Below are 21912 nucleotides of genomic sequence, written 5' to 3'. Positions count from 1 at the left end.
GGAAGCCACCCAGTTTGGTCGCTTCGCGCCCGCCGTCGGCTTCGGCTCGGCCTGACCTGAATCTCAACGCACCCTGAGGTGTTTTGCACTTTAGAATCTTTGGACTTGGGAATTTTCTTGATGAGCGACTTGATAGCCGAAAACGCCATGAGGCTGTGGACACCGGATGGGTTCCGCGAGGACGAGTGGGTTCATGCCGAAAGCGCCGAGGCGCTGGTCGGCAATGGCCGTTTCATCCTGCCGTTGCAGGCGTTTCTCGGCCTCGATCCGGAGGTGCGGCGGTCGGCGAAGGAGCGCATCGGTGTGCTGCTGCAGCCCGGCGATCAGCTCGAAAAGATCGCAGGCCTGCTCGATCAGCTGTCGCTGGTGGCGCTGGCGTTTCCGGCGTTCAATGACGGCCGCTCGTTCTCCAAGGGCGAATTGCTGCGCAGCCGTTATCATTTTGCAGGCGCTATGCGCGCCACCGGGCAGGTGCTGATTGATCAGCTGCCGCATATGCTGCGCCTCGGCTTCGATGAATTCGAGATATCGCACCCGGTGCTGCTGAAGCGGCTCGAGCAAGGTCGGACCGGCGGACTGCCGCTGTCCTACCAGCCGGCGGTGAAGCCGGAGGCCAAAGGCCCGAAATATTCGTGGCGGCGGGTGCGCGCCGGCTGATCTGCTCCAGGGGACCAGAAGCCCTATCTGGTCGGACCACATTCCCGATTCAGCCTTTTATTTTGCGCCTCTCCGCCTTAGGATAGGCCCATTATTTCGTGATCCGAATAAATGTGGCCACAAGGGAGGAACCGGGTATGGCTGGCAAGAAGATATTGATGCTCGTTGGCGAGTTCAGCGAGGAGTACGAGATTTTCGTCTTTGAACAGGCCATGCATGCGGTGGGCCACACCGTCCATGTCGTTTGCCCCGACAAGAAGGCCGGCGATATCCTGAAGACCTCGCTGCACGACTTCGAGGGCCACCAGACCTATACGGAAAAGCTCGGCCACGACTACATCCTCAACAAGACGTTTTCCGAGGTCAATCCGGCCGACTACGATGCCGTCTACGCGGCGGGCGGGCGCGGGCCGGAATATATCCGCATCGACAAGCGCGTGCAGGCGCTGGTGCGGCATTTCCATGAGACGGGAAAACCGGTCTTCACCATCTGCCACGGCGTGCAGATCCTGATCGCGGTCGACGGCGTGGTGCGCGGCCGCGAAGTCGCGGCGCTGCAATATTGCGAGCCGGAAGTCACGCTGGCCGGCGGCATCTATATCGATGTTGCGCCGACCGGCGCCCATGTCGACGGCAATCTGGTGTCGGCCAAGGGCTGGCCGGGCCTTGCCGCGTTCATGCGCGAATGCCTGAAAGTGCTGGGCACCGAGATCCGCCAGGGCGATGTCCTGATGCGCGACCAGCGCCAGGCGGCTTAAGCTCGGAATGTGGAGCCCCGCCGCACCCCTAACGCATGTCGCGCAAAAGTGTTCAGCGGTTTTGCGATAACGGCATGCATAAACAAGAACCTAAAGCGCGTCGCATGAGGCCGGTCGAGCGCGACGCGCTTTAGATGCGGCGGTGCGTCTACACGGCCATCCGCGCTTCGCGGAACGATACCAGCTTGCTGCGGCTCTCGTCCCACAGCGCCAGCTTGACGCAGCGCAAGCTGTCGAGGAGTGTGACGCGGCCGATCTCACGCAGCTCCGGATAGTCCCTCAGCACTTCCGGAAGCCGGTAGCATGGCACCTTGGCCGAGAGGTGGTGCACGTGGTGGACGCCGATATTGCCGGTGATCCAGTTCAGCACCGGCGGCAGGTCGTAATAGGACGAACCGTGCAGGGCAGCGTGCTGGAATTCCCACTCGGAGTCCTTTGTCCACTCCGTCTCTTCGAACTGATGCTGGACATAGAACAGCCAGATGCCGGCCGATCCGGCGAGGATGACGATCGGCAAATGCACGACCAGAAACGCGCCGGGGCCAACGAACCAGATGAGCAGAGCGGCTATGACCGTGATGGCTAGGTTGGTGGACATCGACGACACCCAAGGGGTGAGGCCGCCCCGCATCATGCCCAAGGGCAGTCTCTGCTCGAAAATGAAAATCCAGATCGGGCCAAGGCCGAACATCACCAGCGGATGGCGATAGAGGCGATAGGCGAGCCGGCCCCGCCACGACAGTTGCCGGTATTCGGCGACGGTCAGTGTCTTGATGTCGCCGGTGCCGCGCTCGTCGAGATTGCCGGCGCTGGCGTGATGGGTTGCGTGGGCGCGGCGCCAGCAATCGTAGGGCGTCAGCGTCAGCACGCCAAGGACGCGGCCGATCCAGTCGTCGGCATAGCGATTGGCAAAAAAGGAGCCGTGGCCGCAATCGTGCTGGATCATGAAGATCCGCACCAGAAAGCCGGCGGCCGGAAGGATGAGGACCAGACCCCACCAATGGCCATAAGCATAAGCGGCCGAGGACAATGCCCACAGCGTGGCGAAAGGAATGAGGGTGATGGCGAGTTCGACGGCGCTGCGACGCCTGTCGGGCTTTTTATAGCGCGACAGGATTTTCAACCAGGCGCGCTTGCTGTTTGCCACAGCTTCGGGGGAAATCATGTTCATCATGAAACATAGGCGGAGCGGCGCGCTGCCGCAAGGCGGAGATCACGCAAAGTTACTGCGGGTAAATGTCGCGCGATGGCGAGGAATTGCGGCCGCAATCGCAGGTCGCGTTGCTTGCGATGGTGTCTACCGACGGCGCCCGCCTGCGACCACCTTGGCTTCGACGCCGTCCAGGCGGTCGAGCAATTCCTTCAGACGGTCGGGAATATCGGACTCCGTGCGGAAGGCCGGCAAGGTGCGCAGAAAGCGCTTGGTCGCCTCGGTGCCGAGCTGGCGCCGGATATCGGCGGCGAGCCCGTCGCGTTTTTCGCCATTCCTGCGGGGCATCATCCAAAATCCTGTGTCGGCTTCGAAACTCTTCCAAGGGAGGAATGGTTCCCGCATTGTAGTATGCTGGCAAGCAAAGCCGTCGGGTACGGTAAAGTTTGAATTAAAATCGAAAGGTCTGCGCCGTCCGCCATCAAGCCGCGGCAGCGGCTGCAGTAGCGCTTGCCCCTTGATTTTTGGCCGCTAAACCTCGATATCGGGCGCAAATCCACACCATTCGAAAATGACGGGAAACGGCGATGAGCGACCAGGCAAAAGACGAACGCGCGCCCGATGAAGCCGAGAAGACCGAGGCTGCCGCGGAGCCAAGGGAAGGCGGCGTCGACGGCGACTATGAAGCGCTTGTGCGGCTTCTGAAGGAAAACGAAGAGCTGAAGGATCGCGCGCTGCGCGTCGCGGCCGACATGGAGAACTTGCGTCGCCGCACCGCCCGCGACGTCCACGATGCGCGCGCCTATGCGGTTGCCAATTTTGCCCGCGACATGCTTTCGGTGTCAGACAATCTGCGCCGTGCGCTGGATGCCATCCCGGAGGAGGCCAAGGCTTCGGGCGATGCCGGCTTCAAGGCGCTGATCGACGGCGTCGAGATCACCGAGCGCGCCATGCTGTCGGCGCTGGAACGCCACGGCGTGAAGAAGCTCGAGCCCGAGGGCGAGAAATTCGATCCGAATTTTCACCAGGCGATGTTCGAGGTGCCCAATCCCGACGTACCGGCCAACACGGTCGTGCAGGTCGTGCAGCCCGGCTATTCGATCGGCGAGCGTGTTCTGCGGCCGGCCATGGTCGGCGTCGCCAAGGGCGGCCCCAAGCATGTCGCAAGCGAAGCGCCGGTGGAGCCGGGGCCGGTCAACGAGCAGGCTGAGAAAGATGCGTGAATGGTGAATGGTGAATAGTGAATGGTGAATAGTGAATGGTTAGTAGTGAATGGTGAGTAGTGAGTAGTGAGTAGTGAGTAGCCAATTGCTGCTCCAGCAGTCAGTGCTAGGTTCTATTCACTATTCACTATTCACTCACTATTCACTCACTATTCACTACTCAGGCCGCAAACCGCTGCGCTTCTCCGCCATAATAATTGACGTAGCGGGCGCCGATCTCCTTGACCGGCATCACCACGAACACGTCGACCGTCGAGAATTCACGGTCGATGACGCAACCGTCGCCAATGCGCGCGCCGACGCGCAGATAGCCCTTGACCAGCGGCGGCATCGCGGCGATCGCCGCCTTGGTATTGACGGCCTCGATCGGCATCAGATCCATGGAACAATAGCGCCCGGCGACGGCGCGCACGTCCCAGGATGAATTCGTCCGGCAGTGGTGGGCAAGATAGGTCAGCGCCTCCGCATGTGCCGCCGGCACGGTGCCGTGGAACGACGCGCAGCCGGTCATCACGCCGATGCCGTAATGGTTGATGTAGGCCCAGATGCCTTGCCACAGCGCCTCGATGGTGCGCTTCGAGCGGTATTCCGGCAGAACGCAGGAGCGGCCGAGCTCGAGGAAGCGCTGGCCGGGATGCCGCGCGATCAGCTTGGTCAGCTCGAATTCACCTTCGGAATAGAAGCCGCCGGCGGCCGCGGCAATCTCCTGCCGCAGCAGGCGGTAGGTGCCGACGATGCGGCGATGCTCGGGGCCGGAAAGCGAAGTATCGAAGACCAGCAGATGATCGCAGAGGGGATCGAAGCGATCGGCATCGCGGCGGTCCTGCATCTGGAACAGGTCCTTCCTGGCACCAAGCTCGTCGTAGAACACCCGGTAGCGCACTTCCTGCGCGGCAGCGATCTCGGCCTCGTTGCGGGCGAGCCGCACTTCGAGATTGCCGATGCGGCCGAGCGATGCGCCTTTTATGACGGCATCGGCGTTCCGGCCGACGAGCAAAGGCCCGCTGGCGTTCGGCCGAGCATCACATTCCGGCATGACTGTATGCACGAGTGATTCTCCTTCGAGCCATCCCTCTTGGCACGGGGATACGGTGTAGGTGCAACAGGATTGTGACAGTACCGTGATACGGCTCTGCGGGCAATACTTCGTCGGCTGGGTAATCTATCAACCGTCTATGTTGTGCCTCAGGCGGCCGCTTGCCCTTCGACCGCATGAACCAGGGCATCGGGGTCGAGCGGCTTGGTGACGAAGCCGCTGGCACCGTGAGCGAGCACGGCGTGGCGGGTCTTTTCCTGGCTGTCGGCCGACAGCACCATGATCGGCACCGGCGGCACCGCGGTCTCCTCCTCATGGCGGCGGATGGCGGCGATGGCGTCCAGGCCGTCCATGACAGGCATATGCAAGTCCATCAGCACCACGTCGTAACGGTGCTTGTGGCCGGTGCTGATGACCGCCTCGACGGCGGCCTTGCCGTTGCCGACCACTTTCACGCGATGCCCGGCCTTCAGCAGCGTGGCGCGGGCCAGCATGGCGTTGATGTCGTTGTCCTCGGCGATCAGCACCGACAGGCCCTGCTGGCGGGCGCCAATGGCGTGCCCCGCCTGCGCGCCGCGCTTTTGCAGTTGCGGCTCGGCGATGACCGGTGCGTGGCTGGTCAAAAGCACGCGCAGCAATGTCTCGCCGCGCACCGGCCTCGCAAGGAAGGTGGCGTAACCATTGGCACGGAACTCGCCAAGCATGCCACGGTCGGTCGGTGCGATCAGCGTCACTGCCTCGCAATCGGCAAATCCGCTCTGGCGCAGGCGCCTGAGCAGCCTGCCGTCGCTTTGCTCCATGGCAGCATCGATCAGCAGCACGTCGCAGCTCTCGGCGAAAGGGGTGGCCTGGGCGGCGGCGGTGGCCAGATCGACCGTGCCGCCATTGGCGCGAATGGTGCGGGCGAGGGCTTCGGCCTCGACCAGGTTCTTCGACACGATCACCGCATGCCGGCCCGACAGCGCGTCCTGGTGGATCTGCGGCGCCTCGACGGCGGAAATAGCGGGAATATCGAAGACGAATTCGGACCCCTGGCCAAGCCGGCTCGACACCGAGATAGCGCCGCCCATGGCGGTCACCAGGCGCTTGGAAATGGCAAGGCCGAGGCCGGCGCCGCCATGCGCGCGGGTCGAGGTGCCGTCGGCCTGTTCGAAGTCCTCGAAGATGCGCTCCATGTCCTCCTCACGCAGACCGGGGCCGGTGTCGGCGATGGTGAAGCGGATGCGGTCGGTGGTTTCGGTTCGGACGCGGGCGATGCTTGCCAGGACGCCGCCGCTGTCGGTGAACTTGACGGCGTTGCCGATGAGATTGAGCAGCACCTGCCTGACCCTGCCGGGGTCGGCGGTGATCAGCTGCGGCACGTCGGGTTCGACATGACAGCCGAGGCCGATATCCTTGGCAAAAGCCCGCGCCGCCAAAAGCTCGACGACATTGTCGGCGATCTCGCGCACCGACATCGGCTGCGGTTCGGGATCGAAGCGGCCGGCCTCGATCTTGGAGTAGTCGAGCAGGTCCTCGATCAGCGCCAGCAGCGCGCTGGCCGAGGTCGAGATGGCGCCGACATAGGTCCGCTGCTCGGGCGAAAGGCTGGTGTCGGCGAGAAGCCGGGCCATGCCCATGATGCCGTTCATCGGCGTGCGGATCTCGTGGCTGACGGTGGCGAGAAAGCGCGATTTGGCCTGGCTCGCATATTCGGCCCGCTCGCGGGCGGTGATCAGCGAGGATTCGGCGCGCTTGCGAGCGGTGATGTCGCGGGCGATGGCGCGATGCGAAACGGCGCCGCTGTCCTTGTCGCGCACCGACAGCTCGATCCAAGAGAACCAGCGTGGGCCGTCCGGCGTGCGAATGGCGACGTCGGTGGAACTCAGGCATTCATGGTCGGAAAACGCGGCGTCGGGGACGATGCCGACATCGATGCCTAGTTCGGCCAGGGTCTTGCCGGCAAGGTCGCGCTGGTCGGTTTCGACAAGGTCGGCGAAAACCTTGTTGGCGTAGACAATGTGGCCGTCGCGGTCACGATGGACGACGAGATCGCCGAGTGCATCGATCAGCCCGCGAAAGCGCTCCTCGCTCTCCTGCATCTCCCACATGCGGTCGGCCAGCGTCTCGATTTCGGCGCGGCTGCGGGCGGTCGTGGCATCGAGCAGGGCCACCGCGCGGCGCTCGGTGCGCCTGTTGCGCAGATGCATGGCGAGCCCGGCGATGGCTGTCGCCAAAAGGCCGATGGTGATGAAGATCGGCGCCCCGGTCAGATGCGAAAAGCCTGCCAGCACGACGATGGCGACGAGCGTCAGGAAGGGCAGGCCTTCGCGGTTGGAGGCCGGCAGTTCCGGCGCCAGCGGTGGCGCGGCGACAAGCTGCCGTCCTGGCGCCGCGGGGGCCGTCCCGTCGGCCCGTTCGGCTGGTTCCGCCTCTCTGATGCCGGGTTCCGCAATCATACAGAACTCCTGCCAGACAGAGCTTATCGAAGGTTGTGGTTGATCGCTCGAATTTTAGCGGTCGCGCTCTTTTTTATCCCTTGGGGGCTCACATATCCACCACCACGCGGCCGCGGATCTTGCCCTCGACGATGTCATGCGCGGCGCCGATGATGCCGTCGAAGCCGATGCTCGTCGACAGGCTGGCAAGCTTTGCGTGGTCGAGATCGGCGCCGATGCGGCGCCAGGCCTCGAGGCGGACCGCCTTCGGCGCCATCACCGAATCGATGCCGAGCAGCGAGACGCCGCGCAGGATGAAGGGGGCGACGCTTGCCGGCAGGTCCATGCCGCCGGCGAGGCCGCAAGCGGCGACGGCGCCGCCATAGGAGGTCATCGACAGAACGTTGGCCAGCGTGTGACTGCCGACCGCATCGACGCCGCCGGCCCAGCGTTCCTTGGCGAGCGGTTTTGCCGGCTGGGTGAGCTCGTCGCGTGAAATCACTTCCGCGGCGCCGAGGTCGATCAGATAGGGGCTTTCGGCAGCGCGGCCGGTCGAGGCGATGACGTGATAGCCGAGGCTGGACAGGATCGAGACCGCGACCGAGCCGACGCCACCGGCAGCGCCGGTCACCACCACCGGGCCGCGATCGGGCACGATGCCGTGGCGCTCCAGCGCGATGACGCAAAGCATGGCGGTGTAGCCGGCGGTGCCGACCGCCATCGCATCATGCGGGCTCATGCCGTCCGGCAGCGGCACCAGCCAGTCGCCCTTGACGCGGGCGCGTCCGGCATAGGCGCCGAAATGCGTCTCGCCGACGCCCCAGCCGTTCAATATGACCTTGTCACCCTTGCGCCAGCCAGGATTGGAAGACGAGATGACGGTGCCGGCGAAATCGATGCCCGGCACCAGCGGCCAGCGGCGGATCACCGGCGCCTTGCCGGTAATTGCAAGACCGTCCTTGTAGTTCACCGTCGTCGCCTCGACCGCGACAGTGACGTCGCCCTCCATCAGGTCTGCCTCGGTAAGCTCGGTCACCGCGACTGACTGGTTTTTCTCGGCGTCACGCGAAACGAGGATGGCTTTGAAGGTTTCGGGCATTTTTTCTCCTCGGGCTTGCAGATCAGAATGTGCGGCGCCGGGCGAGTGAGGTCAATCGCTCGACGCTCCGCGCCGCCAGCCAATGAGTTCGTCGAAGACGACCAGCACGGCACCGACCGAAATGAAGGCATCGGCGAGGTTGAAGATCGCGAAGGACCAGACCGGCGTGTGAAACAGAATATAGTCGATGACATGACCGTAGATAGCGCGGTCGATCAGATTGCCGAGCGCGCCGCCGACGATCAGCGCGAAGCCGATGCGGGCAAGCAGGTGGCCCGGCGGCGTGCGGGCCGCAAGGTAGAGCACGAAAGCGACCACCACAACCGCGACGACCACCAGGCCGGTGTCGCCGAAGGACGAAAACAGCGAAAACGCGATGCCGGTGTTGTAGGTGCGGTACAGCGCCAGGAAAGGCAGGAGATCGAGCTTTTCCTGAAAGGCAAGGCCGGTCTCGACCAGATATTTCAGCCACTGGTCGAGCGCTATCGCGGCGACAACCAGAAAAGCGTAGGGGCTCCAGGACTTCATAGTTTGCAGTTTCACGGTTTGGGACGTCACGATCGGGCATCCTCCGGGCCGAGCTTCAGCGCGCCGCGCCGGATCTCGAACAGCATGACGCCGGTGGCCACCGCAAGGTTGAGCGAATCGGCGCGGCCGGCCTGCGGTATCCGCAGCAGTTTGTCGCAGCTTGCGGCAAGCTCGTCAGGCAGGCCTTGCTGCTCGTTACCCATCATCAAAAGCACCGGGCCTTTTGAAAAATCGACCGAGCGGTAGTCGACCGCACCCTTCAGATGGGTGCCGGAGACGAGGCCGGGAAAGCTCGTTCGCCAGGCGAGAAAAGCTTCGGGCGACGCCTTGGCGACCGGCACGGCGAAAATCGAGCCCATGGTGGCGCGCACCGTTTCGACCGAAAAGGGATCGGTGGTCTCGCCGACCAAGATGACGCCCCTGGCCCCGACAGCGTCGACCGTGCGGATGACGGTGCCGAGATTGCCGGGGTCGCGGACGCGGTCGAGCGCCACCCAGACGTCGCCGTCACGGGCGCGGATGTCCTTCAACGGCAGGAATTTCTGCGAGAACACGCCGACGACCATTTGCGGATTGTCGCGGCGGGTGATGGCGACCAGCACTTTTTCCGAAACTTCAAGGACGGTGCCGCCGGCGGCGACCGTGCGCGCCGCGATCTTTTCAACCGCCGTATTGCCACGTCCGGCCTTGGCGAAGACCAATGTCCTGATCGACCAGCCGAGATCGAGCGCGTCGATGACCAGCTTCAGGCCTTCGGCCATGAAGGCATTCTGCTGGTCACGGAATTTCTTCAGCGCGAGCGCCTTGATGTCCTTGACCAGCGGGTTGGCGAGGCTGGTGACTTCCTTCACCTGCCCTGGCGCGCCCGCGTGCCGTTCGTACGCACTCATTCAGGCCACCCAGCGTGAGAACAGCGAGGTCGACAGCGCCCGACCGGCAGATTTCTCGCGGATGATCAATTCACCCGACTCGACCGTGCCGCCCATGCCGGCGAAGGTGTCGCGCATCACGGCATGGATGGCGAAAAAAGAGGCGCGGATCGAATAGGCGGTCAGCACAACAGCGAGCGGCTTCGGCGTCAGGATCGCGCGGCAGATATCGGTCAGCGCCGGCAAATCCTCGAACAGCTGCCAGACCTCGCCCTTCGGTCCGCGGCCATAGGCGGGCGGGTCGAACAGGATGATGTCGTAGCGGCTGCCGCGGCGCTCCTCGCGTTCGGCGAATTTCACGGCATCATCGACGATCCAGCGGATCGGCTTTTGCGACAAGCCCGCCATTTCTTGGTTTTCGCGCGCCCAGCCGATCGCCTTCTTGGAAGCATCGACGTGGGTGACCTCGGCGCCGGCACGCGCCGCCACCAAGGAGGCAAGGCCGGTGTAACCGAACAGGTTCAACACCTTCACCGGCCGTTTTGCCGCCGCGATCAGTCCGGCCATGTGGTCCCAGTGCGAGGCCTGCTCGGGAAAGACGCCGACATGGCGAAACGAAGTGAAGCGGCCGAGATAATCTATGCCGTCATGCTTCATCGGCCAGGTCTCGCGGAGCGGCGTCTTGGGGAAGCGCCAGCGGCCGATGCCTTCCTCGTCGGTATCGCCGGTGAAAATGGCGTCGGCGCGCTCCCAGTCCCTGGCCGGCAAAGCCTTTTGCCAGATCGCCTGGCCCTCCGGCCGAACGATGCGGTAGGGGCCGTATTGCTCGAGTTTCTCTCCGGCGCCGCTGTCGAGCAGCGCGTAGTCCTGATTGGCGCCGACCTCGAGGATCAGCGGCAGATGTTCGGCAGGCAGCGCGCCATCGCGGCGGGATAGAGGGCGCGGCGCGGCTTTCGGCTCGGACCGGTCCTGCAGTTTAGGCTCCGAACCGGCGGTCAGGCCGGCGTCGCGCCGCCGCGGCTGCTCCGCCCCGCCCTTCGCGGGCGGGCGGCTGTCGCGGCGTTTGTCGCGAAAAGGTTTCAAGAAGGCGCATCTCCGGAAGGCGGCTCGCCGCTTCTGCCACAGCACATTGACCGGCGCAACAAAAGGGCTGCCGACGTGTGCAACCGGATCAGCCGCGCCTGATCGACAGCAGGCCGACTGCGAGCGCTATGAAACCAACGGCCTTGAAGCCGGTGACGACCATATGGCCGGTTTCCCAGCTGCTCCGGATACTTTCGAAATTGTCCGGGATCGGTCCAGGCACCCAGGTGGCCAGGACATCGTTTGCCGGTTTGACCAGGGTAAACCACGCCACGAGGGCCATCAGATAAAGCACGGTGGCGGCCAAAATCCACCAGAATGCCGGGCGGTCGCTGCGCAGCATCCAGGCGAGAAGCCCCGGGCAGGCGATCGCGGCCACGTCCAGCGGTGCGCCGACAATCGCGAAGAATTGGAACTGAGCGTTGAAGACAGTGGTTTCACGCCAGAGCGAAGGCGGCCATCTGGTCAGCCGCGGCACCGATTCCAGCACATGGGCGAAGGATGGTCCGAGGCTGAGCGCAGCGACGATGGCGGTCAAAACCGACCAGAACAACAGGAACCCGCGTATATCCATAATGGCCAGACAACGGCGTCAGGGCGCAGACGTTCCCGTCCGCCACCATGTCGCTTGCCGCCGAAAGTGCTGGGGCTCTATCGTGATTGAAACTAGGTCATGATTCATGTCCCGTGCTGAACGCCTGCTCGACCTGATCCAGATCCTGCGCCGGCATCGCCGGCCGGTCAGCGGCCGCAGCCTTGCGGGCGAAATGGGTGTGTCGATCCGCACGCTCTATCGCGATATCGCCACGCTGCAGGGGCAGGGCGCGCCGATCGAGGGCGAGGCGGGGTTGGGTTACGTGCTCAGGCCCGGTTTCATGCTGCCGCCCTTGATGTTCACCGATGAGGAGATCGAGGCGATTGTGCTCGGTTCGCGCTGGGTGGCCAAGCAGCCGGACTGGCGGCTTGCGAACGCCGCCACCGACGCGCTGGCCAAGATCGCCGCGGTGCTGCCGGACGATTTGCGCGAAGAGCTCGATGCCTCGACGCTGTTGGTCGGGTCGCGCACCGAGCTCGCCGAAGGCATCGATCTCGGCGTGGTGCGGCAGGCCATCCGCGAGGAGCGCAAGCTGAGCTTTGTCTATCGCGACGCCGGCGGCGCTGCCTCCGAGCGCACCGTCTGGCCGTTTGCACTCGGCTTCTTCGACAAGGTGCGCGTCGTCGCGGCCTGGTGCGAGATGCGCCAGGATTTCAGGCACTTTCGCGCCGATCGGATATCCGGCCTCAACGCCACCGACATGCGCTATCCGCGCCGCCGTCAGGTGCTGCTCAAAGAATGGCGGGCGACGCTCGACACGCCAAGCTAAGGCTGCTGCTCAGTTAAGACTGCTGCCAGAATCTGGCAGTGGCATACGCTATGCTCCTCCAGTCGAAACCATCTGGAGAGCAATTCATGACACCGCCCAATTTCGTCATCCTCTATGTCGACAAGCCTGAGCAAAGCGGCGCCTTCTACAGCGCGCTGCTTGGGCGGCAACCGGTCGAGACCTCGCCGACCTTCGTGCTGTTCGTGCTCGACAACGACTTCAAGCTCGGCCTCTGGTCGCGTCACACCGTGGAACCGACCGCCGCGGCAGCAGGCGGTGGCGCCGAGATCGTCTTTGCGCTGGACACGCCGGGTGCCGTCGACGCCACCCATGCCGAGTGGGCCGGCCGCGGGCTGAAAATTCTGCAGACGCCGACCGACATGGATTTCGGCCGCACCTTCGTCGCGCTTGATCCCGACAGCCACCGGCTGCGGGTTTATTGGCAAAGGGAGTAAGGCAGTAGGGCAGTAGGGCAGTAGGGGAGTACGTGACAGGAAATATAGCTGGCGCGGCGCCGCACGATCAGTGCGGTTTCCTACTCCCCTACTCCCCTACTCCCCCGCTGCCCTACGTTTGCCCGACACACGGCAATGCCGGCGGCGAGGTCCTCGAGGGCTGCGCCGACCGACTTGAACAGCGTGATCTCGTCGTCGTTCTGCCGGCCTTTTTTCTGGCCGCGCGTGAGTTCATAAAGGTCGGCGACGATGGCTTCCGGCTTCAACACGCCGGATGCCAGCGGCTGGACGATGTCACCGGCTTCCTTGGTGGCGCCGGCGCGGGTGTCGACATAGACGCGGGCGCGTACGATCGCGTCGTCGTCGCTTTCGCGCATCGCCGGCGTGAAGCCGCCGACCAGATCGACATGGGTTCCGGGCTTCAACAGTGCCCCCTTGATCAGTGGCATGGTGGTGATGGTCGCCGACGATACGATATCGGCCTGGCCGAGTTCGGCGTCGAGATCGCCTGCTGCTTCGGCCGCAAAACCCTCGGCACGCAATTTTGCCGCGACCTTTTCGGCATTCGCCGGCGTGCGGTTCCAGATGCGGATGTTCTTGATCGGACGCACCGCCGAATGCGCCTTTGCAAGGAATGGCGACAGCGCGCCGGCGCCGACCACCAGCAGCCGCGATGCGTCCTCGCGGGCCAGATAGGAGGCAGCCAGCGCCGAGGCACAGGCCGTGCGCCACTGTGTCAGCCTCTGGCCGTCGATCAAGGCCTGCGGCTCGCCTGTGGTGCCGTCGAGCAAGAGGTAAAGCCCCATCACCGCAGGCTTGCCGACGGCATTGTTGTCGGGCGACACGGTGACGATCTTGACGCCGATATGGCCACCGGCCGAGGTGCCGGCGGCGTTGAAGTCGGTCCAGGCCGGCATCAAAAGCAGCGTCGAGGCGGCGCCATCGGGCCGCTCGACCGTGTGATGATGCCTGACCGGCTGCACGGCGCCGTCGCGAAAAGCGGCGCGCAATGTCTCGACCAGCCCGGGAAAGGTCAGCGCGCGGTCGACCTCGGCGGCGGAAATGGTCAGCATGAAAGGCTCCGTGGAGAAATAGGCCAGCTGCGCTTCAGGCCCGAGTCGCGGCTCAGTTCGTCGGCTTCGGCAAGGCCGGGCCCTGCGACGCGGTGGGCGCGCGGCTGACCGCCTGGCGCAGGTTCTCGGCCTCGGCGCCGCGCTGGCGCGCCAGCTTGCGGTAGCGGCCCTGCTTGATCCAGGTCGCCAGGCTGCCGACGATCATGCCGATGGCCAGCGCCAGGAACAGGAAAATGAAGAGCGGCATGGTCAGCGTCAGCGCCGGATTGCCGGGATTGAACGGATCGAGCGTGAAGGCGACCGGTTCGCGATTGGCGACGGCCAGCGCAATCAGGATGACGGCCAGCGGCACGAAAACCACGATGAGAATGAAGCGATTGAACATGTTTTTCCGTTCGGAAGCAAAGGCACCAGCGGTGGCGGGCGCCGCGCCTATTTGCCTCCGTTCAGCCTTTCACGCAATTCCTTGCCGGTCTTGAAGAACGGTACCCATTTCTCCTCGACCTCTACGGATTCGCCGGTGCGCGGGTTGCGGCCGGTGCGGGCAGGGCGATTTTTCACCGAAAACGCGCCGAAGCCGCGCAACTCGACCCGGTTGCCCTCGGCAAGCGCGTCGGTGATTTCATCGAAGATGGCGCTGACAATGTTTTCGACGTCGCGCAGGAAAAGATGCGGATTACGCGTGGCGATGATCTGCACAAGTTCGGATTTGATCATGAAAAGGCTCCCCGTAAAAGCAGTGCCGCCGAAATTATCAGAATGATTTTATTTGGTTTTTCACTCGTCCCAAGCGGTTCCTCAAGGGTGCCAGACGGAAACGAGACCGTCAAGAAACAAGCGGTCCGCTCCAATTTCGTGAAGGACGTCGCCGCCATGGCCGGGCAGGCCAAGCGCAGCACCGACGGTCTGCGCCATCGCCTTGGAGAACAGGAAACCACCACGTTTTTCCGTGTCCTTCCATTCCACCACCTTGAGCTTGGCATCGACACCCTTGCCTGCAAGCCAGTCGATTGCTTCGGCCTCGCCGCCGACCGCGTCGATCAATCTGTTGGTGACCGCCTGCCGGCCGGTGAAGATCGACCCGTCTGCGAGCGCCAGCGCCTCCGGCTTGGTCATGTTGCGGCGCTCGGCGACGATGCCGACGAACCAGTCGTAGCTGTCGAGGATGAGCTTGCGGACCATGGCGCGCTCATCGTCATTGGTCGGCTTGAAGGGAGAAGGCGAGGCCTTCAAGGGCGAGGATTTCACCTCCTCCAGCTTGACGCCGAGCTTGTCCATGAGGCCGCTGACGTCCGGGTACTGGATCAGCACGCCGATCGAGCCGACGATCGAGGATTTGCGTGCGACAATATGGTCGGCCGCGGTGGCGATCATATAGCCCGCCGAAGCCGCGAGCGTGCCGACCTCGGCCACCACCGGCTTGTCGGCGGCGAGCTTGCGCACTGCCTCATAGATCGACTCGCCACCGACGGTGGTGCCGCCGGGTGAATCGATCGACAGGATCACAGCCTTGACGCGCGGCGACTGACGGATTGCCTCCAGCCGCTTGATCAGTTCTTCGTCTTCGGTGATGGTACCTTCGATCTTGACCTTGGCGATGTGGTCGACAGCCGCGCCGGTGAAGTCGTCACCATAGATCCATGCCGAGAAGGCGATCAGTCCGGCTGCTGCGACGATAATCGCCGCAACACGCCAGAATGTCAGCTTGCGGCGCAAGCGGCGGCGGTCGATCAGGTCGTCGGCTCTCAATGCCATGGTCAGCCTCGTAGTCGGTGGGAGCAGATGCTTTTAAAGCAACCATTCGCGCCCGGCTACCGTTTCCTGACGGCCTTGCGCCAAAGGCCGTCTTAGGCATTCGCGGCAAGCCTCAACCTGTCACGTTCTACAGGCTCTAACACTGTGCGCCCATATCTGGTATGAGGTACAGGCTGCGCTGGGGCCATTTTCATTGTACAGGGGCGGCTGTCACATTTTTGCGGTTTTCCTCGGCTTGTGCTTGCTTGAGGGCGCCGGCACCCCACCTATAGGGCGGCCTGGCGGGCAGGGGTTTAGAAGAAGCAGTCATGTTAGCGGGACCAATCGAACCGACCAACACCGAGACGGAGTTGGCTCCCAAGGCCGCAGGCCGGGCGCGGGTCGACGCGTTTGACGTTGCGCAGCGTCATTCGCGCCGGGTCCGTATCCTCAAGCTGGCCGTGCCGCTGGTCGCTGCCGTGATTGCGGTCGCGTTTCCGGTCTATTCCTATCTCATGGCTCCCGCTGCAATCGAGGTGCAGGCCGACGGCGGCGCCTTTGCCGATGGCAAGCTGGTGATGGCCAATCCCAAGCTCAACGGCTTCACCAAGCAGGACCTGCCCTATTCGATGACGGCCCTGCGCGCCATACAGGACGTCAGCAAACAGGGCATCATCGATCTGGAAGGCATCAAGGCCAAGCTGCCGATTGCGGCCGACAACACGGCCGCCATCAACGCCACGCACGGCACCTACGATCGCGACGGCAACACGCTCAGCCTGACCAGCGATGTGACCGTGTCGACGACGGATGGTGTGGTGGCAAAATTCAAATCAGTCTATCTCGACATGGGCGAAGGCACTATGAAGACAAGCGAGCCCGTCGATGTCAGCCGCGGCGGGTCGCGGATCAGGGCGGATTCGATGTCGGTCCAGGACAATGGCAAGGTCCTGGTTTTCGAGAACAAGGTGCGCGTCGACATCGATCCCGCCAGTTTGAAGGCGGCAGAGGCAAAGAGCGGAGAGACCAATGCGGTTCAGTAGTTCGGCACGGCGCCTCGCCGCGATTTCGGCGTTGCTAACCTTGGGGCTGACCTTGGGGACGGCGCCGTCGCTGGCGCAGTCCAAGGCCACCAGCCAAATGTCCGGCCTCAGGCTGTCGGGCGACAAGCCGATCCAGATCGAAAGCGACAAGCTCGAGGTGCGCCAAGCGGAAAGCGTTGCCGTCTTCACCGGCAACGTCAACGTCGTCCAGGGTCCAACTGTGCTCAAGGCCGGCAAAATGACGGTCTATTACGTCAGGGATGCAGGCGCCGCCAAAAGCGCCCAGCCGGCGGGTGCCGCGGCAATGACCGGATCCGCCAACATCGACCATCTCGAGGTCGACGATAAGGTCTACATCAAATCGGACAATCAGGTTGCCACCGGCGACCGCGGCACTTTCGACATGAAGACCGAAGTGCTGGTGCTTTCGGGCAGCAAGGTCGTGCTCTCGCAAGGCGACAACGTGCTTGTCGGCTGCAAGCTCACTGTGCAGATGAAGAGCGGCCTTGCCCAGGTCGACGCCTGCGGCGGCCGCGTCATGATGTCGATCACGCCGCCGGCGAAGTCTGGAGCAGCGAAACCCTGATGACCGGCATATCGTCGCTGCTGGCGCGTCTTCCAGGGCGCGCCGCCAGCCAACTTGCGGCACCGGCCAGGGTCACCGTCGAAGCGGCAAAGTTCAAGGGAACCTTGATCGCCAAGGGGCTGACCAAAAGCTACAAGGGCCGCAAAGTCGTCAGCGGCGTGACGCTGGGCGTGCGCGCCGGCGAGGCGGTTGGGCTGCTCGGCCCCAACGGCGCCGGCAAGACGACCTGTTTCTACATGGTAACCGGCCTGGTGCCGGTCGATGAAGGCACGATCGAAATCGACGGTTTCGACGTCACGTCGATGCCGATGTATCGCCGCGCCCGTCTCGGCATCGGCTATCTGCCGCAGGAAGCCTCGATTTTTCGCGGCCTGAATGTCGAGCAAAACATCCGGGCCGTGCTCGAAGTGGTCGAAAAGAGCCGCAAGGAGCGTGAGCGCCTGCTCGACGAATTGCTCGAGGAATTTCACATCAGCCATCTGCGCAAGGCTCCGTCGCTGTCGCTCTCCGGCGGTGAGCGGCGACGCCTCGAAATTGCCCGCGCCTTGGCAACCCGCCCCGCCTACATGTTGCTCGACGAACCTTTCGCCGGCATCGATCCGATCGCCGTCGCCGACATCCAGCAGCTCGTGCGCCACTTGACGGCACGTGGCATCGGCGTTCTGATCACCGACCACAATGTCCGCGAGACACTTGGCCTGATCGACCGCGCCTACATCATCCATGCCGGCCAGGTGCTGACCCATGGTCGAGCCGACGAAGTGGTCGCAAATGCCGATGTGCGGCGGCTTTATCTCGGCGAGGGATTTACGCTCTAAGTGCGAAATTCCGGCTCGAGCGGGATTTCCGGCGTAGTCCAGCAGCTTTTTCTTCAATTTTCTGCCTGAAAACGCTCCGACAGGCGAGTTTTACCGCTCCTCGCCTTGACAAGCAAAAGCCGGGCCAGTTTCTATGCTGGCCTGGAAAATTCCTTCCAGCAGTGCGGGTGCGTAGACGGAGCGTTTGAAACCGAACCATGGCGTTGGCGGCAAAACTACAGCTACGACAGTCGCAGTCGCTGGTGATGACGCCGCAGCTGATGCAGTCGATCCGCCTGCTGCAGTTCACCCATCTCGAGCTGGAACGCTTCATCGACGACGAGATCGAACGCAATCCCCTGCTGGAACGCGCCGAACCGCAGGAGGACGCCGCCAGCGACCAGGCGCAGAAGGGCGACGCCGCATCGGAACCGGCTGCCGACGGCGACTGGTTCGAGGCGGAAACGGCGTGGAGCGCCGAGGCGATCTCGGAAAAGCTCGATACGTCGCTGGAAAACCTGTTTCCTGACGATCCTGGTACGAGCGAGCGGCTCGGGCCCGACCTGACGGCACAATGGAAATCGGCGTCCGGCAACGGTTCCACCTCTTCCTCCGACGGCTTCGACGTCGCGGATATGGCGGCGGCGGCCATCACGCTGCGCGACCATGTCGGCGAGCAGGTGGCGCTCGCCTTTGCTGATCCGGCGGCGTGCCTGATCGCCGGCGAGCTTGCCGACGGCCTCGACGAGGCCGGCTACATGCGTGCCGACATGGCCGAGATCGCCGCCCGCCTCGGCACGGACGCCACGGCGATGGCACCGGTCCTGGCGGTCTGCCAGACATTTGAGCCAGCCGGCATATTCGCCCGCGACCTCGCCGAATGCCTGTTGCTGCAGCTGGCCGTGCGCGACCGGCTCGATCCGGCGATGAAGGTGCTGATCGCCAATCTCGAACTCCTGGCACGGCGCGATTTCCAGACGCTGAAGCGGATTTGCGGCGTCGACGAGGAGGATCTGCTCGACATGCTGGCCGAGATCCGGGCGCTCGACCCGCGGCCTGGAATGGCGTTTTCGCGCGGTGCCAGCGATGCGATCGTGGCCGACGTCGAGGTGCGTGCAGCCAATGACGGCAGCTGGACGGTCGAGCTCAATGCCGAGACGCTGCCGCGCGTGCTGGTCGATCACATCTATTTCGCCCAGGTCACGCCACATGCGAAAAACCAGGCGGAAAAGGATTTCCTTGCCGAATGCCTGCAGAACGCCAACTGGCTCACGCGCAGCCTCGACCAGCGGGCGAAGACCATTCTCAAGGTGGCCTCTGAGATCGTGCGCCAGCAGGACGCTTTTCTCGTCCACGGCGTGCGGCACCTGAAGCCGCTCAACCTGCGCACGGTGGCGGACGCCATCGGCATGCACGAATCAACGGTCAGCCGGGTCACGGCAAACAAATACATGCTGACGCCGCGCGGTGTGTTCGAGCTGCGCTATTTCTTCACCGCCTCGATCGCTTCGTCAGGTGGCGGCGATGCGCATTCGTCGGAAGCGGTGCGCGACCGCATAAAGCAGCTGATCGACGAGGAGAAAGCCATCGATGTGCTTTCCGACGATGCCATCGTGGACATGCTGCGGGAAAGCGGCGTCGACATCGCCAGGCGCACGGTGGCCAAATACCGGGAAGGCATGAACATACCCTCTTCGGTGCAGCGGCGGCGCGAAAAACGCGCTTTGGCCAGCGCCGGCCGTTGATCTCCGGCGGAATTTCCACAGCTTTCGCCCTTCATTGACAAGCGGCGACGAAGTGGCTAGAAGCCCGCCCGCATGAGACGGGCTGGCGAGTGGATTTGAGTTCGCCGATGCCCGCACGAGAGATGGTCCGTCACGACGTAGGCCACGGGACGGCCAAGAAGGCGGCTTGTGATCAACCGGAAAGTTCGGATCTAAAATCGGCGCAAGTGACGCCGCAAAAGCTTGTGCGCGCGGACCACGAGTATAAACTCGGGACAGTTTGAAGCCTGAGCAAGGAAGGTCAGTTTTCAGATGACACTGCGCATATCGGGAAAACACATGGATATCGGCGATGCGTTCCGTACGCGCATCAACGACCGTGTCGGGGAAGTGATCGGGAAATATTTCGATCGGGGCTTTTCAGGGCAAATCGTAGTCGTCAAATCGGGGTCGCGCTACACGGCCGATTGCATGATCCGGCTGGACTCCGGTGCTTCGCTGCAGGCGACCGGCGATGCCCAGGATCCAACGCTTGCCTTCGATACTGCGGCAGACCGTCTGGAAACGCGCCTCAGGCGCTACAAGCGCCGGCTGAAGTCGCACAATTCAGGCAATAGCAACGGCGAGCTCACCGACGTCGCCTATACGGTGATGGCGCCGCTTGCCGACGACGAGGAGGACATACCGGAGAATTTCGCGCCGGCCATCGTCGCCGAATCGACTATGACGCTGCGGACCATGTCGGTGGCGTCAGCGGTGATCGAACTCGACACCAAGGACAGCCCGGTCCTGGTCTTCCGCAATGCCGGAAATGACCATCTCAACATCGTCTATCGCCGGCCGGACGGGAATATCGGCTGGATCGACCCGTCCACGGCCAAGGTCGCGCAGGGGTAAAGACCAGCCGCACGCGAGCGTGGGGACTGGCGACGGCAGGCGAACAAGGGATTTCAAGCATGGATCTGAGCGATCTCGTCAGCGTTCCGGCAATCATGCCGGCGTTGAAGGCGAACTCCAAAAAGCAGCTGCTGCAATTGCTGTCCGAAAGGGCGGCGGCAATTTCCGGCATTCCGGAGCGAGAGGTGTTCGACACCATCCTGCAACGCGAGCGGCTCGGCTCCACCGGCGTCGGCAACGGCATCGCCATTCCGCACGGCAAGCTGGCTGGGGTGAAGCGGATCGCCGGCGTTTTTGCCCGGCTGGAGACACCGGTGGACTTCGAGGCCCTCGATGATCAGCCGGTCGACCTGGTGTTTCTGCTTTTGGCTCCCGAAGGTGCCGGCGCCGACCACCTCAAGGCGCTGTCGCGCATCGCGCGGGTGCTGCGCGACGCCGACACGGTTGCCAAGATCAGGGGCACGCGCGACGCCGTGGCCATCCATGCGCTGCTGTCGGACACGCAGGCCTCGCACGCCGCTTGAGGTTTTGATTAAATCCTTTGAAGGGCCGCCGTGAGCGGCCCTGTCCGTTTCCAGCCAGATCGCTGCGCCGTATTTGTCAGTCGATGGCGCCAATGTTGGTGGATAGCGACGTTAGTGGATAGCGACCGGGGTCAGATCGTTTTCCAGCGCGCCAGCCAGTGCCCGGTCGCGAGCGTCCGAAAGCAGGATCGGCTGGCCATTAGCGGCAAACAGGGCCCACAGTTCCAGACCCGGCGCGATTTCGCCGAGGCCCGGGAAACGGCCGCGCAGATCGTCGCTCGACACTTTCCTGAGATAGGCGACCGAACCTTCGCCGAGATGGGCGAATTCGCCGCTGGTCATGATGATATTCTCGTTAGTTCTGGTCATTTCAAGCCTCCTTGCCGCGAGACGCCGCTCAAGGCCATCCCGCATGAGAGCTATCGGCAAAAATCAGTCTTTCACCGATATGTTTATTTTTCGTACCAGCCGTTCGGATTCCGGCCGATCGAGATCGATCGACAGAAGGCCGTTCTTCAATTCCGCCGCAATCACCCGCATGCCGTCGGCCAGCACGAAACAGCGCTGGAACTGGCGCGCGGCGATGCCGCGGTGGAGAAATTCGCGCTCGGTGTCGTCGTTCTGACGGCCGCGCACGACCAACTGGTTCTCCTCCGTTGTGACATCGAGATCGCTTTCCGCGAAACCGGCGACGGCGAGCGTGATACGCAGCCTTTCGGTTTTGCCGTCGGCACCGCTGAGGCGCTCGATGTTGTAGGGAGGATAGCTGTCACCGGACTTTGCCAAGCGCTCCAGCGTCTTTTCCATGGAATCGAAACCGAGGAGAAGCGGGCTGGAAAAAGGCGTCATTCGGCTCATGTTACAGTGTCCTCTCAAGAGCGACATAAAGTGGAAA

General features: G+C 63.4%; 26 protein-coding genes. 11 read left to right on the top strand and 15 right to left on the bottom strand.

The window, feature by feature from the left end; all coding sequences use genetic code 11:
- The first annotated feature begins 120 nt into the window (after positions 1-120).
- Together NKI17_RS22655 and NKI17_RS22650 are read left to right on the top strand one after the other, a co-directional pair.
- Positions 121-657 carry a DUF934 domain-containing protein gene (locus NKI17_RS22655; protein ID WP_352453969.1) on the top strand — a complete coding sequence of 179 codons (537 nt, stop codon included), beginning with the start codon at positions 121-123 and terminating at the stop codon, positions 655-657.
- Positions 658-794: 137 nt separating this feature from the next.
- Complete coding sequence (locus NKI17_RS22650) at positions 795-1415, top strand: DJ-1/PfpI family protein (RefSeq protein ID WP_352620261.1); 621 nt, start codon at positions 795-797, stop codon at positions 1413-1415.
- Between the two features lie 148 nt (positions 1416-1563).
- Here NKI17_RS22650 and NKI17_RS22645 read toward each other — a convergent pair whose 3' ends face one another.
- Complete coding sequence (locus NKI17_RS22645) at positions 1564-2586, bottom strand: fatty acid desaturase (RefSeq protein WP_352588358.1); 1023 nt, start codon at positions 2584-2586, stop codon at positions 1564-1566.
- A 126-nt stretch (positions 2587-2712) separates the two neighbouring features.
- Positions 2713-2916, bottom strand: coding sequence for a hypothetical protein (locus NKI17_RS22640; RefSeq protein ID WP_023675249.1), 204 nt, complete (start codon positions 2914-2916; stop codon positions 2713-2715).
- Positions 2917-3152: 236 nt separating this feature from the next.
- On the opposite strand from NKI17_RS22640, the gene grpE reads away from it, so the two are divergent.
- Positions 3153-3788, top strand: coding sequence for a nucleotide exchange factor GrpE (gene grpE, locus NKI17_RS22635; protein WP_023675250.1), 636 nt, complete (start codon positions 3153-3155; stop codon positions 3786-3788).
- Between the two features lie 160 nt (positions 3789-3948).
- Here the strand turns inward: grpE and olsB are convergent, their stop codons facing one another.
- From olsB to NKI17_RS22600, 7 genes are all read right to left on the bottom strand, one after another.
- Positions 3949-4824 carry a l-ornithine N(alpha)-acyltransferase gene (gene olsB, locus NKI17_RS22630; RefSeq protein WP_023675251.1) on the bottom strand — a complete coding sequence of 292 codons (876 nt, stop codon included), beginning with the start codon at positions 4822-4824 and terminating at the stop codon, positions 3949-3951.
- A 149-nt stretch (positions 4825-4973) separates the two neighbouring features.
- Positions 4974-7262, bottom strand: a complete 2289-nt coding sequence (locus NKI17_RS22625; protein ID WP_352906821.1) for a PAS domain-containing hybrid sensor histidine kinase/response regulator — start codon at positions 7260-7262, stop codon at positions 4974-4976.
- Between the two features lie 88 nt (positions 7263-7350).
- Complete coding sequence (gene acuI / locus NKI17_RS22620; protein WP_352644096.1) at positions 7351-8340, bottom strand: acrylyl-CoA reductase (NADPH); 990 nt, start codon at positions 8338-8340, stop codon at positions 7351-7353.
- Between the two features lie 51 nt (positions 8341-8391).
- Positions 8392-8868 carry a signal peptidase II gene (gene lspA / locus NKI17_RS22615; RefSeq protein WP_352588495.1) on the bottom strand — a complete coding sequence of 159 codons (477 nt, stop codon included), beginning with the start codon at positions 8866-8868 and terminating at the stop codon, positions 8392-8394.
- 26 nt (positions 8869-8894) lie between these two features.
- Positions 8895-9758, bottom strand: a complete 864-nt coding sequence (locus tag NKI17_RS22610; RefSeq protein WP_352906820.1) for a TrmH family RNA methyltransferase — start codon at positions 9756-9758, stop codon at positions 8895-8897.
- Positions 9759-10820, bottom strand: coding sequence for an RsmD family RNA methyltransferase (locus NKI17_RS22605; RefSeq protein WP_352906819.1), 1062 nt, complete (start codon positions 10818-10820; stop codon positions 9759-9761).
- An 88-nt stretch (positions 10821-10908) separates the two neighbouring features.
- Positions 10909-11394 (bottom strand): DUF1772 domain-containing protein, encoded by a 486-nt coding sequence (locus NKI17_RS22600; RefSeq protein ID WP_352568230.1) that lies wholly within the window; start codon positions 11392-11394, stop codon positions 10909-10911.
- A gap of 106 nt (positions 11395-11500) precedes the next feature.
- On the opposite strand from NKI17_RS22600, the gene NKI17_RS22595 reads away from it, so the two are divergent.
- Both NKI17_RS22595 and NKI17_RS22590 read left to right on the top strand, forming a co-directional pair.
- Positions 11501-12184: a helix-turn-helix transcriptional regulator gene (locus NKI17_RS22595; protein ID WP_352906818.1), complete on the top strand. Its 684-nt coding sequence runs from the start codon at positions 11501-11503 to the stop codon at positions 12182-12184.
- 86 nt (positions 12185-12270) lie between these two features.
- Positions 12271-12639: a VOC family protein gene (locus tag NKI17_RS22590; RefSeq protein ID WP_352906817.1), complete on the top strand. Its 369-nt coding sequence runs from the start codon at positions 12271-12273 to the stop codon at positions 12637-12639.
- Between the two features lie 80 nt (positions 12640-12719).
- On the opposite strand, the gene lhpI is transcribed toward NKI17_RS22590, so the two are convergent.
- From lhpI to sppA, 4 genes are all read right to left on the bottom strand, one after another.
- Positions 12720-13712 (bottom strand): bifunctional Delta(1)-pyrroline-2-carboxylate/Delta(1)-piperideine-2-carboxylate reductase, encoded by a 993-nt coding sequence (lhpI, locus tag NKI17_RS22585; RefSeq protein ID WP_352906816.1) that lies wholly within the window; start codon positions 13710-13712, stop codon positions 12720-12722.
- A 52-nt stretch (positions 13713-13764) separates the two neighbouring features.
- Positions 13765-14097 (bottom strand): LapA family protein, encoded by a 333-nt coding sequence (locus tag NKI17_RS22580; protein WP_352906815.1) that lies wholly within the window; start codon positions 14095-14097, stop codon positions 13765-13767.
- A gap of 47 nt (positions 14098-14144) precedes the next feature.
- Positions 14145-14429, bottom strand: coding sequence for an integration host factor subunit beta (locus tag NKI17_RS22575; protein ID WP_023675261.1), 285 nt, complete (start codon positions 14427-14429; stop codon positions 14145-14147).
- Positions 14430-14510: 81 nt separating this feature from the next.
- Positions 14511-15467, bottom strand: a complete 957-nt coding sequence (gene sppA / locus NKI17_RS22570) for a signal peptide peptidase SppA (RefSeq protein WP_352568227.1) — start codon at positions 15465-15467, stop codon at positions 14511-14513.
- A 308-nt stretch (positions 15468-15775) separates the two neighbouring features.
- Between sppA and lptC the strand changes: the two genes are divergently transcribed.
- The 6 genes from lptC to ptsN all read left to right on the top strand — a co-directional run bounded on the left by lptC (position 15776) and on the right by ptsN (position 21017).
- On the top strand, positions 15776-16489 hold the full coding sequence (gene lptC / locus NKI17_RS22565; RefSeq protein WP_352568226.1) for an LPS export ABC transporter periplasmic protein LptC: 714 nt from the start codon (positions 15776-15778) through the stop codon (positions 16487-16489).
- Positions 16476-17075 carry an LptA/OstA family protein gene (locus NKI17_RS22560; RefSeq protein ID WP_023675264.1) on the top strand — a complete coding sequence of 200 codons (600 nt, stop codon included), beginning with the start codon at positions 16476-16478 and terminating at the stop codon, positions 17073-17075. Before lptC ends, NKI17_RS22560 begins: the two co-directional genes overlap by 14 nt.
- Entirely contained in the window at positions 17075-17893 is an 819-nt protein-coding gene (gene lptB, locus NKI17_RS22555) for an LPS export ABC transporter ATP-binding protein (protein ID WP_023675265.1), read from the top strand. The genes NKI17_RS22560 and lptB overlap by 1 nt, the downstream gene beginning before the upstream one ends.
- Positions 17894-18090: 197 nt before the next feature.
- A complete protein-coding gene (gene rpoN, locus NKI17_RS22550; protein WP_352568225.1) occupies positions 18091-19617 on the top strand; it encodes an RNA polymerase factor sigma-54 in 1527 nt (508 codons plus the stop codon).
- Positions 19618-19908: 291 nt separating this feature from the next.
- Positions 19909-20493, top strand: a complete 585-nt coding sequence (hpf, locus tag NKI17_RS22545; RefSeq protein ID WP_023675267.1) for a ribosome hibernation-promoting factor, HPF/YfiA family — start codon at positions 19909-19911, stop codon at positions 20491-20493.
- Between the two features lie 59 nt (positions 20494-20552).
- Positions 20553-21017 carry a PTS IIA-like nitrogen regulatory protein PtsN gene (gene ptsN / locus NKI17_RS22540; protein WP_023675268.1) on the top strand — a complete coding sequence of 155 codons (465 nt, stop codon included), beginning with the start codon at positions 20553-20555 and terminating at the stop codon, positions 21015-21017.
- A 111-nt stretch (positions 21018-21128) separates the two neighbouring features.
- Here the strand turns inward: ptsN and NKI17_RS22535 are convergent, their stop codons facing one another.
- Positions 21129-21386, bottom strand: coding sequence for a BQ00720 family protein (locus tag NKI17_RS22535; protein WP_023675269.1), 258 nt, complete (start codon positions 21384-21386; stop codon positions 21129-21131).
- A gap of 63 nt (positions 21387-21449) precedes the next feature.
- The gene (locus tag NKI17_RS22530; RefSeq protein ID WP_023675270.1) at positions 21450-21875 is read right to left on the bottom strand and encodes an Hsp20 family protein; all 426 of its coding nucleotides are present in this window, start codon (positions 21873-21875) and stop codon (positions 21450-21452) included.
- Positions 21876-21912: the final 37 nt, after the last annotated feature.

Source organism: Mesorhizobium sp. M0816 (genome assembly GCF_040320005.1).
In the GTDB taxonomy this organism is placed as follows: domain Bacteria; phylum Pseudomonadota; class Alphaproteobacteria; order Rhizobiales; family Rhizobiaceae; genus Mesorhizobium.
This window is presented reverse-complemented; position numbering and strand designations above follow the sequence as displayed.

What these genes read in the sequence shown, in the direction of transcription:
- NKI17_RS22595 (WP_352906818.1), top strand. Translation starts at nt 11,501, where the DNA reads ATGTCCCGTGCTGAACGCCTGCTCGACCTGATCCAGATCCTGCGCCGG.
- NKI17_RS22610 (WP_352906820.1), bottom strand. Translation starts at nt 9,758, where the DNA reads ATGAGTGCGTACGAACGGCACGCGGGCGCGCCAGGGCAGGTGAAGGAA.
- hpf (WP_023675267.1), top strand. Translation starts at nt 19,909, where the DNA reads ATGACACTGCGCATATCGGGAAAACACATGGATATCGGCGATGCGTTC.
- acuI (WP_352644096.1), bottom strand. Translation starts at nt 8,340, where the DNA reads ATGCCCGAAACCTTCAAAGCCATCCTCGTTTCGCGTGACGCCGAGAAA.
- lspA (WP_352588495.1), bottom strand. Translation starts at nt 8,868, where the DNA reads ATGAAGTCCTGGAGCCCCTACGCTTTTCTGGTTGTCGCCGCGATAGCG.
- NKI17_RS22640 (WP_023675249.1), bottom strand. Translation starts at nt 2,916, where the DNA reads ATGATGCCCCGCAGGAATGGCGAAAAACGCGACGGGCTCGCCGCCGAT.
- sppA (WP_352568227.1), bottom strand. Translation starts at nt 15,467, where the DNA reads ATGGCATTGAGAGCCGACGACCTGATCGACCGCCGCCGCTTGCGCCGC.
- ptsN (WP_023675268.1), top strand. Translation starts at nt 20,553, where the DNA reads ATGGATCTGAGCGATCTCGTCAGCGTTCCGGCAATCATGCCGGCGTTG.
- rpoN (WP_352568225.1), top strand. Translation starts at nt 18,091, where the DNA reads ATGGCGTTGGCGGCAAAACTACAGCTACGACAGTCGCAGTCGCTGGTG.
- grpE (WP_023675250.1), top strand. Translation starts at nt 3,153, where the DNA reads ATGAGCGACCAGGCAAAAGACGAACGCGCGCCCGATGAAGCCGAGAAG.
- NKI17_RS22575 (WP_023675261.1), bottom strand. Translation starts at nt 14,429, where the DNA reads ATGATCAAATCCGAACTTGTGCAGATCATCGCCACGCGTAATCCGCAT.
- NKI17_RS22530 (WP_023675270.1), bottom strand. Translation starts at nt 21,875, where the DNA reads ATGAGCCGAATGACGCCTTTTTCCAGCCCGCTTCTCCTCGGTTTCGAT.
- NKI17_RS22535 (WP_023675269.1), bottom strand. Translation starts at nt 21,386, where the DNA reads ATGACCAGAACTAACGAGAATATCATCATGACCAGCGGCGAATTCGCC.
- NKI17_RS22600 (WP_352568230.1), bottom strand. Translation starts at nt 11,394, where the DNA reads ATGGATATACGCGGGTTCCTGTTGTTCTGGTCGGTTTTGACCGCCATC.
- NKI17_RS22650 (WP_352620261.1), top strand. Translation starts at nt 795, where the DNA reads ATGGCTGGCAAGAAGATATTGATGCTCGTTGGCGAGTTCAGCGAGGAG.
- NKI17_RS22590 (WP_352906817.1), top strand. Translation starts at nt 12,271, where the DNA reads ATGACACCGCCCAATTTCGTCATCCTCTATGTCGACAAGCCTGAGCAA.
- NKI17_RS22645 (WP_352588358.1), bottom strand. Translation starts at nt 2,586, where the DNA reads ATGAACATGATTTCCCCCGAAGCTGTGGCAAACAGCAAGCGCGCCTGG.
- NKI17_RS22580 (WP_352906815.1), bottom strand. Translation starts at nt 14,097, where the DNA reads ATGTTCAATCGCTTCATTCTCATCGTGGTTTTCGTGCCGCTGGCCGTC.
- NKI17_RS22560 (WP_023675264.1), top strand. Translation starts at nt 16,476, where the DNA reads ATGCGGTTCAGTAGTTCGGCACGGCGCCTCGCCGCGATTTCGGCGTTG.
- NKI17_RS22625 (WP_352906821.1), bottom strand. Translation starts at nt 7,262, where the DNA reads ATGATTGCGGAACCCGGCATCAGAGAGGCGGAACCAGCCGAACGGGCC.
- lptB (WP_023675265.1), top strand. Translation starts at nt 17,075, where the DNA reads ATGACCGGCATATCGTCGCTGCTGGCGCGTCTTCCAGGGCGCGCCGCC.
- lptC (WP_352568226.1), top strand. Translation starts at nt 15,776, where the DNA reads ATGTTAGCGGGACCAATCGAACCGACCAACACCGAGACGGAGTTGGCT.
- olsB (WP_023675251.1), bottom strand. Translation starts at nt 4,824, where the DNA reads ATGCCGGAATGTGATGCTCGGCCGAACGCCAGCGGGCCTTTGCTCGTC.
- lhpI (WP_352906816.1), bottom strand. Translation starts at nt 13,712, where the DNA reads ATGCTGACCATTTCCGCCGCCGAGGTCGACCGCGCGCTGACCTTTCCC.
- NKI17_RS22655 (WP_352453969.1), top strand. Translation starts at nt 121, where the DNA reads ATGAGCGACTTGATAGCCGAAAACGCCATGAGGCTGTGGACACCGGAT.